The organism is Aquabacterium sp., from assembly GCF_044226965.1.
Classification (GTDB): Bacteria; Pseudomonadota; Gammaproteobacteria; order Burkholderiales; family Burkholderiaceae_C; genus Pseudaquabacterium.
In genome coordinates this window covers 30,143-42,689 of record NZ_JBGAGA010000030.1, presented here as the reverse complement: position 1 = coordinate 42,689, position 12,547 = coordinate 30,143, and the positions used below count along the sequence as shown (strand labels likewise).

13 protein-coding genes are annotated in these 12,547 nt (G+C 71.3%); 9 read left to right on the top strand and 4 right to left on the bottom strand.

Going from position 1 to position 12,547, the window contains the following annotated elements; all coding sequences use genetic code 11:
* Positions 1–5 precede the first annotated feature (5 nt).
* Positions 6–632, bottom strand: a complete 627-nt coding sequence (locus ACILR4_RS14980; RefSeq protein ID WP_395701649.1) for an FMN-dependent NADH-azoreductase — start codon at positions 630–632, stop codon at positions 6–8.
* A gap of 199 nt (positions 633–831) precedes the next feature.
* Here ACILR4_RS14980 and ACILR4_RS14975 point away from each other — a divergent pair, with 199 nt between their 5' ends.
* Together ACILR4_RS14975 and ACILR4_RS14970 are read left to right on the top strand one after the other, a co-directional pair.
* A complete protein-coding gene (locus ACILR4_RS14975) occupies positions 832–1,779 on the top strand; it encodes a LysR family transcriptional regulator (protein WP_395701648.1) in 948 nt (315 codons plus the stop codon).
* Between the two features lie 31 nt (positions 1,780–1,810).
* Positions 1,811–2,503 carry a hypothetical protein gene (locus ACILR4_RS14970; RefSeq protein WP_395701647.1) on the top strand — a complete coding sequence of 231 codons (693 nt, stop codon included), beginning with the start codon at positions 1,811–1,813 and terminating at the stop codon, positions 2,501–2,503.
* A 2-nt stretch (positions 2,504–2,505) separates the two neighbouring features.
* Here the strand turns inward: ACILR4_RS14970 and ACILR4_RS14965 are convergent, their stop codons facing one another.
* Positions 2,506–2,805, bottom strand: coding sequence for a DUF2834 domain-containing protein (locus ACILR4_RS14965; RefSeq protein WP_395701646.1), 300 nt, complete (start codon positions 2,803–2,805; stop codon positions 2,506–2,508).
* A 122-nt stretch (positions 2,806–2,927) separates the two neighbouring features.
* On the opposite strand from ACILR4_RS14965, the gene ACILR4_RS14960 reads away from it, so the two are divergent.
* A complete protein-coding gene (locus tag ACILR4_RS14960) occupies positions 2,928–3,767 on the top strand; it encodes a helix-turn-helix domain-containing protein (RefSeq protein ID WP_395701645.1) in 840 nt (279 codons plus the stop codon).
* 62 nt (positions 3,768–3,829) lie between these two features.
* Complete coding sequence (locus ACILR4_RS14955) at positions 3,830–5,404, top strand: thioredoxin family protein (protein ID WP_395701644.1); 1,575 nt, start codon at positions 3,830–3,832, stop codon at positions 5,402–5,404.
* A 30-nt stretch (positions 5,405–5,434) separates the two neighbouring features.
* On the opposite strand, the gene gstA is transcribed toward ACILR4_RS14955, so the two are convergent.
* Positions 5,435–6,046: a glutathione transferase GstA gene (gstA, locus tag ACILR4_RS14950; RefSeq protein ID WP_395701643.1), complete on the bottom strand. Its 612-nt coding sequence runs from the start codon at positions 6,044–6,046 to the stop codon at positions 5,435–5,437.
* 110 nt (positions 6,047–6,156) lie between these two features.
* On the opposite strand from gstA, the gene ACILR4_RS14945 reads away from it, so the two are divergent.
* The 4 genes from ACILR4_RS14945 to ACILR4_RS14930 all read left to right on the top strand — a co-directional run bounded on the left by ACILR4_RS14945 (position 6,157) and on the right by ACILR4_RS14930 (position 10,078).
* Positions 6,157–6,525 carry a glutaredoxin domain-containing protein gene (locus ACILR4_RS14945; protein ID WP_395701642.1) on the top strand — a complete coding sequence of 123 codons (369 nt, stop codon included), beginning with the start codon at positions 6,157–6,159 and terminating at the stop codon, positions 6,523–6,525.
* A 111-nt stretch (positions 6,526–6,636) separates the two neighbouring features.
* A complete protein-coding gene (locus tag ACILR4_RS14940) occupies positions 6,637–8,142 on the top strand; it encodes an alpha/beta hydrolase (RefSeq protein WP_395701641.1) in 1,506 nt (501 codons plus the stop codon).
* Positions 8,139–8,918: an ATP-binding cassette domain-containing protein gene (locus tag ACILR4_RS14935; protein ID WP_395701640.1), complete on the top strand. Its 780-nt coding sequence runs from the start codon at positions 8,139–8,141 to the stop codon at positions 8,916–8,918. Before ACILR4_RS14940 ends, ACILR4_RS14935 begins: the two co-directional genes overlap by 4 nt.
* Positions 8,915–10,078 (top strand): ABC transporter permease, encoded by a 1,164-nt coding sequence (locus ACILR4_RS14930; RefSeq protein WP_395701639.1) that lies wholly within the window; start codon positions 8,915–8,917, stop codon positions 10,076–10,078. The genes ACILR4_RS14935 and ACILR4_RS14930 overlap by 4 nt, the downstream gene beginning before the upstream one ends.
* Before the next feature lie 18 nt (positions 10,079–10,096).
* On the opposite strand, the gene ACILR4_RS14925 is transcribed toward ACILR4_RS14930, so the two are convergent.
* Complete coding sequence (locus ACILR4_RS14925) at positions 10,097–10,360, bottom strand: YkgJ family cysteine cluster protein (protein ID WP_395701638.1); 264 nt, start codon at positions 10,358–10,360, stop codon at positions 10,097–10,099.
* Between the two features lie 114 nt (positions 10,361–10,474).
* Between ACILR4_RS14925 and mnmG the strand changes: the two genes are divergently transcribed.
* The gene (gene mnmG, locus ACILR4_RS14920) at positions 10,475–12,451 is read left to right on the top strand and encodes a tRNA uridine-5-carboxymethylaminomethyl(34) synthesis enzyme MnmG (protein WP_395701637.1); all 1,977 of its coding nucleotides are present in this window, start codon (positions 10,475–10,477) and stop codon (positions 12,449–12,451) included.
* Positions 12,452–12,547: the final 96 nt, after the last annotated feature.

The following is a 12,547-nucleotide window of genomic DNA, read 5'->3' as shown; positions in this document are numbered from 1 at the left end:
GGCGATCAAACGGTCTCGGTACTGTGCAGCAGCTGGTCGATCTGCGCTTGCGCATCGGCCAGCGCGCGGGCCTCGGCCTCCGGGCCCATCGCCAGGCCTTCGGCGTAGACGAAGTGCACGTCGGTCATGCCGAGGAAGCCGAGCGTGGTCTGCAGATACGGCACTACCGTGTCGCTGGGCTGGCCGCGGTGCACGCCACCGCGCGTCAGCACCGCGTAGACGGTCTTGCCGGTCAGCAGGCCTTCGGGCCCCTTCTCGGTGTAGCGGAAGGTGACGCGGGCGCGGGCGATCGCGTCGATCCAGTTCTTCAGCTGGCTGGGCACGCCGAAGTTGTACATCGGCACGCCGAGCACGATGACATCGGCGGCCTGGATCTCGGCGATCAGCGCGTCGTCCAGCGCCACGCGGGCGGCCTGCTCGGGCGTGCGCTGCTCGGCGGGCGTGAACAGCGCTTGCAGCGTGGCTTCGTCCAGCGCAGGATGCGGCGTGCCGGTCAGGTCGCGCACGGTCAGCGTGGCGGCAGGTTCGGCGTCGCGCAGGCCCTGCACCAGGTCGTTGGCCAGGCGGGTCGAGAACGAACCGGTCCCGTTGGCGAATGCACGGGCGCTGGAATTGACTTGCAGGATGTTCATACGGACTCCGGTGCGGAAGGGTTGTCGATGGGTGTCACTGTATTGACGCCATGACAGCAACGGAAGACGCCGAAATGCATAACATCGTTGCGCGCACGGAACAATCGCCGTCAGAATCGCGAACCATGAACCCCCAGCTCACTGCGTTCGCGCCCCCCGAGGGGGTCTTCGTGTCCTTCGGGCGGCCGGGCGGACACGAATGATCGACCTTGATGCCAATGACCTGATGCTGTTTGCCCGGGTTGCCGAGGCCGGCAGCTTCAGCCGCGCGGCCGAGCGGGTGCGGCTGCCCAAATCCACCGTGTCGCGCCGCATCGCGGCGCTGGAAAAGCGCTTTGGCGAGCGGCTGCTCCAGCGCAGCACGCGCAAGCTGGCGATCACCGATTTCGGCATCGGCGTGCTCGACCATGCCCGCGCGCTGGCGGCCGAGGTCGATGGCGCGCAGGCGCTGGCCCAGCACCGCCAGGCCATGCCCAGCGGCCGCCTGCGGGTGTCGATGCCGGGCGATTTCGCCAGCGTCGCGCTGCCGCAGATGCTGGCCAGCTTCGTGCAGGCGCATCCGGCCATCGTGCTGGAGCTGGACCTGTCGCCGCGCCGTGTCGACCTGATCGGCGAGAACTTCGACCTGGCGGTGCGCATGGGCGACCTGCCGGACGACAGCCAGCTGGCCGCGCGCAAGCTGGCAGAGATGAGCGCGGGCCTGTACGCAGCGCCCGGCTACCTGCGGCAGGTGGGCGTGCCGGCCGAGCCCGAGGACCTGCTGGACCTGCACGGCCTGCTGCTGATGACCCGCAGTGGCGAAGCCAAGGGCTGGACGCTCGAGCGCGACCCGGCCGGCGGCGCTGCCGGCGCGGTGCGCGAGCAATGGCGCGGCACGCCGGCGCAGCACACGGTGGCCAATTCGCCCGAGGCGCTGATGCGCATGGCGCAGGCCGGCATCGGCGTGGTCACGGTGTCGGACTTCTTCGCGCGGCCCGAGGTCGAGCGCGGCACGCTGGTGCGGGTGCTGCCGGACTGGTGCCTGCCGCCCGGCGTGTGCTGGGCGGTGTTCCCGGGACGGCGCCTGATGCCGGCGCGCACGCGGGCCTTCCTCGACGCGCTGGTGGCGACGATGGGCAGCTGCACCGAGCCGTCCGTGAAGGTCTGAGCGGCGTCCATAGCATTCGAAAGACGCGGCCATGGCGATCGCGATCACCGTGCAGCACCAGCGCCGGCTGCGCGAGGTGTGGCGCTCGGCCGGCTGGCCGTTCCAGGACCCGATCGAGATCGAGCTGCTGGCCGCCGGCCTGCTGAGCCGCGAGCGCGACGGCCAGGGCCGCGAGACGGTGCGCGTCACCGAAGCCGGCATCGCGCTGCTGGCGCAGACGCTGCAGCGCAACCGCGGCGCGCGCGACGCGCACGAGGCGCTGGTCGGCCGCATCGCGCGCGAGATGCAGCGTGCCGGCCGCGTGGTGTGGCGCGGGTTGTCGCTGCGCGCGAAGGTGGGCGAAGTCGATGCCGCCGGCTGGGTGATGGCGATGCCCGACGTCTACTCGATCCGCCACACCACGGTGGAGGATTACCTCGAGCCCGTGGTGCACGAGATCAAGGTGCGCCGCGCCGACCTGCTGGCCGACCTGCGCAAGCCCACCAAGGGCGAGGCCTACCGCCAGATCGGCGGCGAGTGCTGGTACGTGCTGAAGGCCGGCATCGGCGGGCCCGACGACGTGCCCGAGGTCTACGGCGTGATGGCCGCGCACGACGGCGGCGCGCTGGAGGTGCTGCGCCCGGCACCGAAGCGCGCGATGAAGCTGCCCTTCGGCATCTGGATGGCGCTGGCGCGGGCCGCGCCGGAGCCGGGCGACGACGATCCGCAGGCGCCGCTGTCCTGAGCTCAGGCGGCCTGCAGGCGTGACTGCGGGGCCCGCCGCAGCAGCAGGTACAGCAGCGGCCCGATCGAGCCGAGCAGCAGGGTCACCGGCACCCACGGCCAGAACGCGCGGCCTTCGCGGCGCGCGTCCTGCCACATCCAGGCCAGCGCCAGCGTGAGGGCGATCGTCACGTCGGCCAGCGTCTGCCAGCCGGCCGGGCTGGCCAGCAGCTGCTCGAAGAAGCCGACGAGGCCGGTGCGTGAGAGCACGTACAGCGTGAAGGCGGCGAAGACAGCGGTGACGAGGGTGAGCAGCAATCGCATGGCAGGACTCCTTTCGGGTGGGTTGCAGACCAGGTGGCGCCAGTCTGCGGGCCGGCCTCGCACGGCGGCAATGACCTCGCAGGTCATGGCCGGCGGTGCGCGCTTGCGGCAGCATCACGGCCATGCTCGACGCCGCCCTTGCCCCGCTCCCGGCCGCCCGCAGTGGCGCCGCCCGCCGTGCCGGCGACAGCCTGCGCGCACTGCGCCAGCGCCGCCGCATCAGTCAGCTGGAGCTGTCGCTGCGCGTCGGCGTCTCGCAGCGGCATCTGTCCTGCATCGAGACCGGCCGCGCGCAGGCCAGCCGCGAGATGCTGCATGCGCTGCTCGATGCGTTGGAGGCCCCGCTGGCCGAGCGCAACGACACGCTGCTGGCAGCAGGCTATGCGCCGGCCTTCCGCCAGCGCGCGCTGGCCGATGCCGAGATGGCGCCGGTGCGCGATGCGCTGTCGCGTTTGCTCGAAGCGCACGACCCGGCGCCCGCCTTCGTGCTGGACGACGCGTGGAACCTGCTGCAGGCCAACCGCGGCACGCTGGCGATGATGGTCTTGCTGGGGGTCGATCCGGGCAACCTGGGCCAGGGCGTCAACCTGCTGCGGCTGATGTTCCTGCCGGGCGGCTTGTCCGCGGCCCTGATCAATGCGGACGAGGTGGCCGGCGAGGTCTGGCAGCGTGCCCAGCGCGAGGCCATGCTGTGCGCACCGCTGCGCGCGATCGTCGAGGAACTGCGCCCGCTGCTGCCGCGGCGGCTGAGCGCGCATGTGCCCGCCGCGCCTGCGTCGCCGCTGCTGTTGACGCGCCTGCGCACCGTGGACGGCGGCGAGCTGAAGCTGTTCTCGGCCTTCACCACCTTTGGCGCGCCGCTGGACGTGACGGCGGCCTCGCTGCGCGTCGAGCACTTCTTTCCTGCCGACGCTGCGACGCGCGAGCTATTGGCCGCCGCCGCGGCGGGGCTACCGGGCTGACCCCGGGGGTTCGTCGTCCATCGCGGCGGCACAATCGCGCCTTCCCCACGAAGGAAATGCCGATGAGCCGCCTGACCCTGGCCGCCCGTGCCGCGTTCTTGAGCCTGAGCCTGCTGGCCACCTTGCCCGCCGCCGCCGCGGCCGGCGCGAAGTCCGACAGCGGCGTGGCCTGGCTGGCCGCTGCCGGCGATGCCGATGTCGACAAGGCCTTCGCGCAGGCCCGCACCGAGAAGAAGCCGGTGCTGCTGTACTGGGGCGCCAAGTGGTGCCCGCCGTGCAACCAGCTGAAGGCCACGCTGTTCAACCGGCAGGACTTCATCGAGCGCTCGAAGGGCTTCGTCGCGGTCAACATCGATGGCGACCTGCCCGGCGCGCAGAAGTTGGGTGCGCGCTTCAAGGTGCGCGGCTACCCGACGCTGATCCTGATGGGGGCCGACGGCACCGAACTCACGCGCCTGCCCGGCGAAGCCGACGCACCGCAGGTGATGGCGCTGCTGCAGCAGGGCCTGGCCGGCGGCCGGCCGGTGAAGGCGGTGCTGGCCGATGCGCGTGCCGGCAAGCCGCTGGGCGCCAACGAGTGGCGCGCGCTGGCGCTGTACTCCTGGGACACCGATCAGGACCAGCTCGTGCCCGAGGCCGAGCGGCCGGGCCTGCTGGCCGAGCTGTCGGCCGCCTGCCCGGCGACCGAGGCCGAATCCGGCACGCGGCTGTTGTTGAAGTCGCTGGCGGCCAGCGACGACGGCAAGGGCCTGAAGCCAGATAACGCGGTTCGTGAGCGGGTGCGCAAGCTGCTGGCCGATCCGGTGGCCAGCCGCGCGCAGATGGAGATGCTGGTGAACTACGCGCCGGACATCACCCGCGCGCTGGCGCCCGATGCCGGCGCCGATCGCCAGGCCATCGCCGCGGCCTTCGATGCCGCGCTGCAGCGGCTGGAAGGCGATGCCAGCCTGTCGCGCGCCGATCGGCTCTCGGCGCTGGCCGCGCGCGTCGACCTGGCCCGGGTGGACCTCGCGAAGTCCGAGCGCCACCCGAAGATTTCGGCCGCGCTGCTGAAGCAGGTGCGTGAGCATGCGGCTCGTGCCGACCGCGAGATCACCGATGGCTACGAGCGCCAGGCGGTGATCACCGGCGCCGCCTACATGCTGGGCCAGGCCGGCCTGTGGCAGGACAGCGATGCGCTGCTGAAGGCCAACCTGGCCCGCAGCCACTCGCCCTACTACCTGATGAGCCAGCTGGCGGGCAATGCGCGCAAGCTGGGCCGCAAGGACGAGGCGCTGCGCTGGTACCAGCAGGCCTTCGACAAGAGCGAAGGCCCGGCCACGCGGCTGCAGTGGGGTGCGACCTACTTCACCGCGCTGGTCGAGCTGGCGCCGCAGGACGCCGCGCGCATCGAGAAGACGGCGGCGCAGCTCTTCCGCGAGGCGGCCCAGGACAAGGGCGCGTTCTACGAGCGCAGCGCGCGCTCGCTGCAGAAGGTGGGCAGCCAGCTCGCCAGCTGGAATGCCGGTGGCCGGCACGGCGCGGTGCTCGCGCGGCTGCAGCAGCAGCTTGACGGCGTGTGCAGCCGCATCGAGGCGACCGACAGCCAGCGCGGCACCTGCGACGCGCTGGCCCGCAGCCTGGCCAGGCGCGCCTGAGCGCTTGCAGGCCGCTGCGGCCCGCTGCGCCTACTTGGCGATCAGGCCTTCGGCCTTCATCGCGGCCTGCACCGCCGGGCGTGCCGCGACCCGGGCCTGGAAGGCCTGCAGGTTGGCCAGGGCCGACAGGTCCAGCCCGACGCGCGGGGCCCAGGTGGTGACGGTGAACAGGTAGGCATCGGCCCCCGTGAAGGTGTCGCCCATCAGGTACTGGCGGCCTTCGAGCTGCTCGTTGATCCAGCGGTAGCGGCCCAGCAGCCGCTCGCGGTACACCGCCTTGCCTTCCTCCGGCATCGCGGCATTGAACAGCGGCGAGTAGCTCTTGTGCACTTCGGTCGAGATGAAGTTCAGCCACTCGATCAGCCGATAACGTGCCATCGTGCCGGCCGCCGGGGCCAGGCCGCTGGCGGGCACCAGGTCGGCGATGTACTGCACGATGGCCGGGCCTTCGGTCAGGCGCTGGCCATCGTCGAGTTCCAGCAGCGGCACATAGCCCTTGGGGTTGATGGTGTAGTAGTCGGTGCCGTCGAGCAGCTTGTGGCTCTTGGTGCTGGCCATCACGGCTTCGTAGGGCAGACCGGCTTCCTCGAGCACGATGTGCGGGCTGAGCGAGCAGGCGCCGGGGCTGTAATAGAGCTTCATGCGGAGGCTTTCTTCAGGGGTTGGGTGGCGTGCGACGATAGCCGGCGCGTCAAATCCCCTTGGCGCGCTGCGGCTATGCTCGCGGCTGTCCCCGCTTCCGGCCACCGACCATGCCGCGCTCCGTGCTCGACGAATCCCAGATCCACCCGGCCATCCGGCAGAAGGTGGCCGAGCACCAGAGCGCCATCGTGCGCGAGGTGCAGGCGGCCGCTGCCCAGCATCCGGTGCTGGTGGTGGGCATGCGGCAGAACCCCTTCCCGCGCAAGGTGCGCAAGGCGCTCGACGACGCCGGCATCCCCTGCCACTACCTGGAATACGGCAGCTACCTCAGCGACTGGCGCCGCCGCAACGCGCTGAAGATGTGGACCGGCTGGCCGACCTTCCCGATGGTGTTCGTCAAGGGCATGCTGGTCGGCGGCTTCGACGACACGCGCAAGCTGATCGCCAGCGGCGAACTGAAACGGCTGCTGGCCGGCTGAGGCATCGCCGGCCGCCATTCGCCCGTCCGGCTGTCGACTCACGCGGCCGGCCGCGCGATTGGGCACATCGCCGATGCGGCGGACCGGGCCGGCGCGCAAGAATCGCCGCCCATGAGACGCACGATGACCAAGGCGGGCGCGCTGCGCGGGTGGCGGCTGGCCGCGCTGCTGCTGGCGCCCTTGGCGGCCCAGGCCGCCCAGGCTGCCGATCCCGCGATGGGCCTGACCCCCTGCCGCCTGAAAGGCGTGGAGCACGAGGCGCAGTGCGGCCGGGTCAAGCGGCCGCTCGATCCCGCGCAGCCCCAGGCTGCCCAGATCGAGGTGCACTACGCGGTGCTGCCGGCGCTGGCGCGGCGCAAGGCCGCTGACCCGGTGTTCTTCTTCGCCGGCGGACCGGGGCAGAGCGCGATCGACCTGGCCGGGCCGCTGTCCAAGCGCTACGCGCGCTTCAGCAACCGGCACGACCTGGTCTTCGTCGACCAGCGCGGCACCGGCCGCAGCGCGCCGCTGAAATGTGCCGATGACGACGAGCGCGCGCCGCAGCGGCCGCTGGCCGCTGCGCTCGACGAAGCGCAGGTGCTGCAGCGCCTGCAGGCCTGCCGTGTGGCGCTGCAGCAGCTGCCACACGGCGACCTGCGCCAGTACACGACGACGATTGCGATGGCCGACATCGACGCGGTGCGCGAAGCGCTCGGCGTGGCGCAGATCGACGCCATCGGTGCGTCCTACGGCACGCGGGCCGTGCTCGAGTACCTGCGCCAGTTTCCGCAACGCGTGCGGCGCGCGGTGATCGACGGCGTGGCGCCGCCGGACATGGCGCTGCCAGCCGCGTTCTCGACCGACAACCAGGCGGCGCTGGATGCGGTGTTCAGCGGCTGCGAGGCCGATGCCGTGTGCCGCAGCAAGCACCCGGCGCTGCGTGCGCAGTGGCAGCAGTTGCTGACGATGCAAACGCGCGAAGTGAGCGTCCAACATCCATTGACCGGGCAGCTCGAACGCATCACGCTGACGCGCAGCATGCTGCTCGGCGCGGTGCGCACACCGCTGTACAGCCCGGTGCTCGCGTCCGGCCTGCCAGCGGCCATCCACGAGGCGGCAGAAGGGCGCTACGGGCCACTGCTGGGCTTGTCGACCGCGCTGGGCGGCATCGGCGGCATCGCCAGCGGCATGCACTTCTCGGTGGTCTGTGCCGAAGACCTGCCGCGGCTGGAAGCCAGTGCGGACGCACCGGGCGGCGACTTCGGCGACAGCTTTGCCAAGGTCTACCGCCAAGTCTGCGCCGACTGGCCGCGTGGCACGCCGCCGGCGGCCTTCTACACCGTGCCGGCCACGCCGGCGCCGGTACTGGTGCTGTCGGGCAGCGCCGATCCGGTGACGCCGCCGCGCCACGGCGCGCGCGTGGCCCAGGCGCTGGGCGCGAAGGCGCGTCACGTGATCGTGCCGAACACCGGCCATGGCGTGCTGCAGCTGGCCTGCCTGCGCGACGCGGTGTTGCGATTCGTCGATGCGGCAACGGAGACCGAGGCGCTGGCGGTCGACACCACGTGCGCTTCTGGGATACCGCGGCCGCCGGCCTTCGTGCCGATCCAGCCGGTGGTCGCGGAGGGCGCCAAATGATCGAGGTCACCGGGTTGAGCAAGCGCTTCGTGCGCGGCCGCGGCCGCAAGGCGCAGGTGGTGCAGGCGGTGCAGGACCTGAGCTTCCGCGCCGAGGATGGCCGCATCACCGGCCTGTTAGGACCGAACGGTGCCGGCAAGACCAGCACCTTGCGGATGATCGCGACGCTGATCACGCCCGATGCTGGCCAGGTGACGGTGGACGGCATCGACATCGCCCGCGAGCCGCGGCGTGCGCTCTCGCGCATGGGTGTGCTGTCGGACGCGCGGGGCCTCTACCCGCGGCTGACGGCGCGCGAGAACATCGTCTACTACGGCCGGCTGCAGGGCCTGAGCGCCGACGCTGCCGAGGCACGCGCCGAGGCGCTGGCCGACATGCTGGAGATGAAGCCGCTGCTCGCGCGCCGCACCGAGGGCTTCAGCCAGGGTGAACGGATGAAGACGGCGCTGGCGCGGGCGCTGGTGCACGACCCCTCGCACATCATCCTGGACGAGCCAACCAACGGGCTAGACGTGCTGGCCACCCGCAGCCTGCGCGAGGCGCTGCGCCGGCTGCGCGACGAGCAGCGCAAGTGCATCGTGTTCTCGACGCACATCATGCAGGAGGTGGAGCGGCTGTGCGACCAGGTGGTGGTGATGTCGCACGGCCGCACGGTGGCCGAGGGCAGCGTGCCCGAGCTGCTGCAGCGCACCGGCGATACGGACTTCGAGGCCTGCTTCGTCAAGCTGGCCTTCCGTGACGAAGCGGCGCAATCCGGGGTGGAGGCGGGCGCATGAAGCTGGCGTGGATCGTGTTTCTCAAGGAGCTGCGCGATGCGCTGCGCGACCGCCGCACCTTGCTGATGGTGGTGCTGTCGTCGGTGGCGATCGGGCCGCTGATCCTGGTCGCGATGTCGGCGCTGATCGCTGGCATCGAGCAGCGGGCCGAGGCGCGCGAGGTGTACGCGGTGGGCCTGGACAAGGCGCCGACCTTGCGCAATTTCCTCGAGCGCCAGACCTACCAGGTCAAGACGCCACCGGCCGACTACGAGCGCCAGCTGGTGTCGCGCCAGTTTGGCGAGCCGGTGCTGGTGGTGCCGGCGGATTTCGAGGCGGACCTGGCGCGCGGCGTGGCACCGGTGGTCGAACTGGTGGGCTCGAGCGCGAACAACCGGGCGCAGGGCAGTGTCGGCCGCCTGACGCGGCTGCTGATGGGCTTCGGCCAGGAGCAGGCGACCTTGCGCCTGGCCTGGCGCGGCGTGACGCCGGCGCTGCTGCAGCCGCTGCAGGTGGAGGAACGCGACCTGGCCGACCCGCGGGCCCGTGCTGCACAGTTGACCGGCATCCTGCCGTTCTTCGTGCTGATGGCGGTGCTGTACGGCGCCTTGAACGCGGCGCTGGACACCACCGCCGGCGAGCGCGAGCGCGGCTCGCTGGAGCCGCTGCTGATGAACCCGGCGCCGCGCGCCGCCCTGGTGCTGGGCAAGTGGGGCGCGGTGGCCAGCGTCGGCATGCTGATCGCGGTGCTGTCCTGCTTCAGCTTCCTGCCGGCGCAGTGGCTGCTGCGCAGCGAGACGCTGGCGGCCATGTTCCAGTTCGGCTGGCGCGAGGCGGCGCAGTTCCTGGCGCTGCTGCTGCCACTGGCGGCCATGCTGTCGGCGCTGCTGATGGCGGTGGCGATCCGCTGCCGCACGTTCAAGGAAGCGCAGGCGAACAACACGGTCGTGGTGCTGGTGATCTCGCTGCTGCCACTGGTGACGCTGCTGAACCAGGAGGGCGAGAAGCCCTGGCACCTGTGGGTGCCGGCGCTGGCGCAGATCACGCTGATGGGCCGGGTGCTGAAGGGCGAGCTGATCGCCGCGCCCGACCTGCTGGTGCCGCTGGCGGTGGCGGCGCTGGGCACCGCGCTGTGCGTGGCCTTCGTCGCACGGCAGCTGCGGCTGGCGGCGGTGCGCTGACGGCCGCTGCAGCCACCTTCAGCGGCCTGAAGGCTGCGTCAGCCGGTCCAGCCGGCCCAGCCACTGCAGGGCGTGCTGGCGGTCGGTGCCACACATCTCGGCGCTGGGGGCCAGGCCGCCGCAGACGGCCGGCCGCTCCGGGCGGCCGAACAGGCGGCAGCGCAGCTGCTCGTCGAGCTGCACGCAGGGCACGCCGGCGGGCTTGCCCTGCGGCATGCCGGGGATCGGGCTGCTGATCGACGGGGCAATGCAGCAGGCGGCACAGTGGGGGCGGCAGTCCATGGCCGGCCGATGATAGGGTGACCAGCGGCCGGTCACCCCAAGCAGGCCCCGGCTTCCTACAATCGCGGCTTCCCCCCGTGCCTTGTCCGCGCGCCTGCCGCGCGAAGCTTCACCGTGCTCCATCCCGAAACCTTTGATGTGATCGTCGTCGGCGGCGGCCATGCCGGCACCGAAGCCGCGCTGGCGTCGGCGCGCATGGGCTGCCGCACGCTGCTGCTGACCCACAACATCGAGACGCTGGGGCAGATGAGCTGCAACCCGTCGATCGGCGGCATCGGCAAGGGCCACCTGGTGAAGGAGGTCGACGCGCTGGGCGGCGCGATGGCCGCTGCCACCGACGAGGCCGGCATCCAGTTCCGCATCCTCAATTCATCCAAGGGGCCGGCGGTGCGGGCCACGCGCGCGCAGGCCGACCGCATCCTGTACAAGGCCGCGATCCGGCGGCGGCTGGAGAACCAGCCGAACCTGTGGCTGTTCCAGCAGGCGGTCGATGACCTGATGGTCGAGGGCGACCGGGTGGTCGGCGCGGTCACGCAGGTGGGCATTCGCTTTCGGGCCAAGGCCGTCGTGCTGACGGCCGGCACCTTCCTGGACGGGCGCATCCACGTCGGGTTGCAGAACCATGCGGCGGGGCGGGCGGGCGATCCGCCGGCGGTCACGCTGTCGGCGCGGCTGAAGGAGTTGAAGCTGCCGCAGGGGCGGCTGAAGACCGGCACGCCGCCGCGCATCGACGGCCGCAGCATCGACTTCAGCCGGCTGACCGAACAGCCCGGCGACCTGGACCCGGTGCCGGTGTTCAGCTTCCTCGGCCGGGCCGAACAGCACCCGCACCAGCTGCCCTGCTGGATCACCCACACCAATGCCCGCACGCACGAGATCATCCGCTCCGGCTTCGACCGCAGCCCGATGTTCACCGGCGTGATCGAGGGCGTGGGCCCGCGCTACTGCCCGAGCATCGAGGACAAGATCAACCGCTTCGCCGACAAGGACGCGCACCAGATCTTCCTGGAGCCCGAAGGGCTGACGACGCACGAGTTCTACCCGAACGGCATCTCGACCTCGCTGCCCTTCGACATCCAGCTGGCCGCGGTGCATTCGATGGCCGGGCTGGAGCGGGCGCACATCGTGCGGCCGGGCTATGCCATCGAGTACGACTACTTCGACCCGCGCGAACTGAAGTCCAGCTTCGAGACGCGCTCGATCGCCGGGCTGTACTTCGCCGGCCAGATCAACGGCACCACCGGCTACGAGGAAGCAGCGGCGCAGGGGCTGTACGCCGGTATCAACGCGGCGCTGGCAGCGCAGGAACGGGCGCCGCTGCAGCTGCGGCGCGACCAAGCGTACCTCGGCGTGCTCGTCGACGACCTGATCGGCAAGGGCGTCAGCGAGCCCTACCGCATGTTCACCAGCCGCGCCGAGTTCCGGCTGCAGCTGCGCGAAGACAACGCCGATGCGCGGCTGACGCCGATCGGCCGTGAGCTGGGCCTGGTCGACGACGAGCGCTGGGCGCATTTCTGCCGCAAGCAGGAGGCGGTGGCGCGCGAATCGGAACGCCTGAAGTCGACCTGGATCCACCCCGGGCTGCTGCCGGCGGCCGATGCCGAGCGCTGGCTGGGCAAGGCCATCGAGCGGGAGTACACGCTGGCCGATCTGCTGCGCCGGCCGGGCATCGGCTTCGACACGGTGAGCGAGATCGCCCAGGCAGCCAAGCCCGAGGCCGCTGTTTCACGTGAAACACTGCGCGCCGAGCTGGGCGAGACCTTGGCCGACGAGGTGATCGAGCAGCTGGAGATTGCCACCAAATACGCGGGCTACATCGGCAAGCAGGTCGAGGAAGTCGAGCGGACCGCGCACTTCGAGCAGCTGCGCTTGCCGGCCGAGCTGGACTACGCGCAGGTCACGGCGCTGAGCTTCGAGGTGCGGCAGAAGCTGAACCGGCACCGGCCGGAAACCCTGGGCCAGGCCTCCCGGATCTCGGGCGTAACGCCGGCGGCCATCTCGCTGCTGCTGGTGCACCTGAAGAAGAAGCGATTCCAGGGCTTTGGTGGCGAGCGGACCGAGGCAGCCGCCCCCCGGCAGGACGCCGCCTGATGCGGCCGCCGCCGCCCGGGCCGGTCCCCGGCGAATCAGCCTCCGCCGTGACGCCGGGTCTTGCTGCCGGCGCTGACGCGGACCCGGCTCGTCAAC

Excerpts from the sequence above, each read along its gene's own strand:
- ACILR4_RS14980 (WP_395701649.1), bottom strand. The coding sequence starts at position 632 with ATGAACATCCTGCAAGTCAATTCCAGCGCCCGTGCATTCGCCAACGGG.
- ACILR4_RS14975 (WP_395701648.1), top strand. The coding sequence starts at position 832 with ATGATCGACCTTGATGCCAATGACCTGATGCTGTTTGCCCGGGTTGCC.
- ACILR4_RS14970 (WP_395701647.1), top strand. The coding sequence starts at position 1,811 with ATGGCGATCGCGATCACCGTGCAGCACCAGCGCCGGCTGCGCGAGGTG.
- ACILR4_RS14965 (WP_395701646.1), bottom strand. The coding sequence starts at position 2,805 with ATGCGATTGCTGCTCACCCTCGTCACCGCTGTCTTCGCCGCCTTCACG.
- ACILR4_RS14960 (WP_395701645.1), top strand. The coding sequence starts at position 2,928 with ATGCTCGACGCCGCCCTTGCCCCGCTCCCGGCCGCCCGCAGTGGCGCC.
- ACILR4_RS14955 (WP_395701644.1), top strand. The coding sequence starts at position 3,830 with ATGAGCCGCCTGACCCTGGCCGCCCGTGCCGCGTTCTTGAGCCTGAGC.
- gstA (WP_395701643.1), bottom strand. The coding sequence starts at position 6,046 with ATGAAGCTCTATTACAGCCCCGGCGCCTGCTCGCTCAGCCCGCACATC.
- ACILR4_RS14945 (WP_395701642.1), top strand. The coding sequence starts at position 6,157 with ATGCCGCGCTCCGTGCTCGACGAATCCCAGATCCACCCGGCCATCCGG.
- ACILR4_RS14940 (WP_395701641.1), top strand. The coding sequence starts at position 6,637 with ATGAGACGCACGATGACCAAGGCGGGCGCGCTGCGCGGGTGGCGGCTG.
- ACILR4_RS14935 (WP_395701640.1), top strand. The coding sequence starts at position 8,139 with ATGATCGAGGTCACCGGGTTGAGCAAGCGCTTCGTGCGCGGCCGCGGC.
- ACILR4_RS14930 (WP_395701639.1), top strand. The coding sequence starts at position 8,915 with ATGAAGCTGGCGTGGATCGTGTTTCTCAAGGAGCTGCGCGATGCGCTG.
- ACILR4_RS14925 (WP_395701638.1), bottom strand. The coding sequence starts at position 10,360 with ATGGACTGCCGCCCCCACTGTGCCGCCTGCTGCATTGCCCCGTCGATC.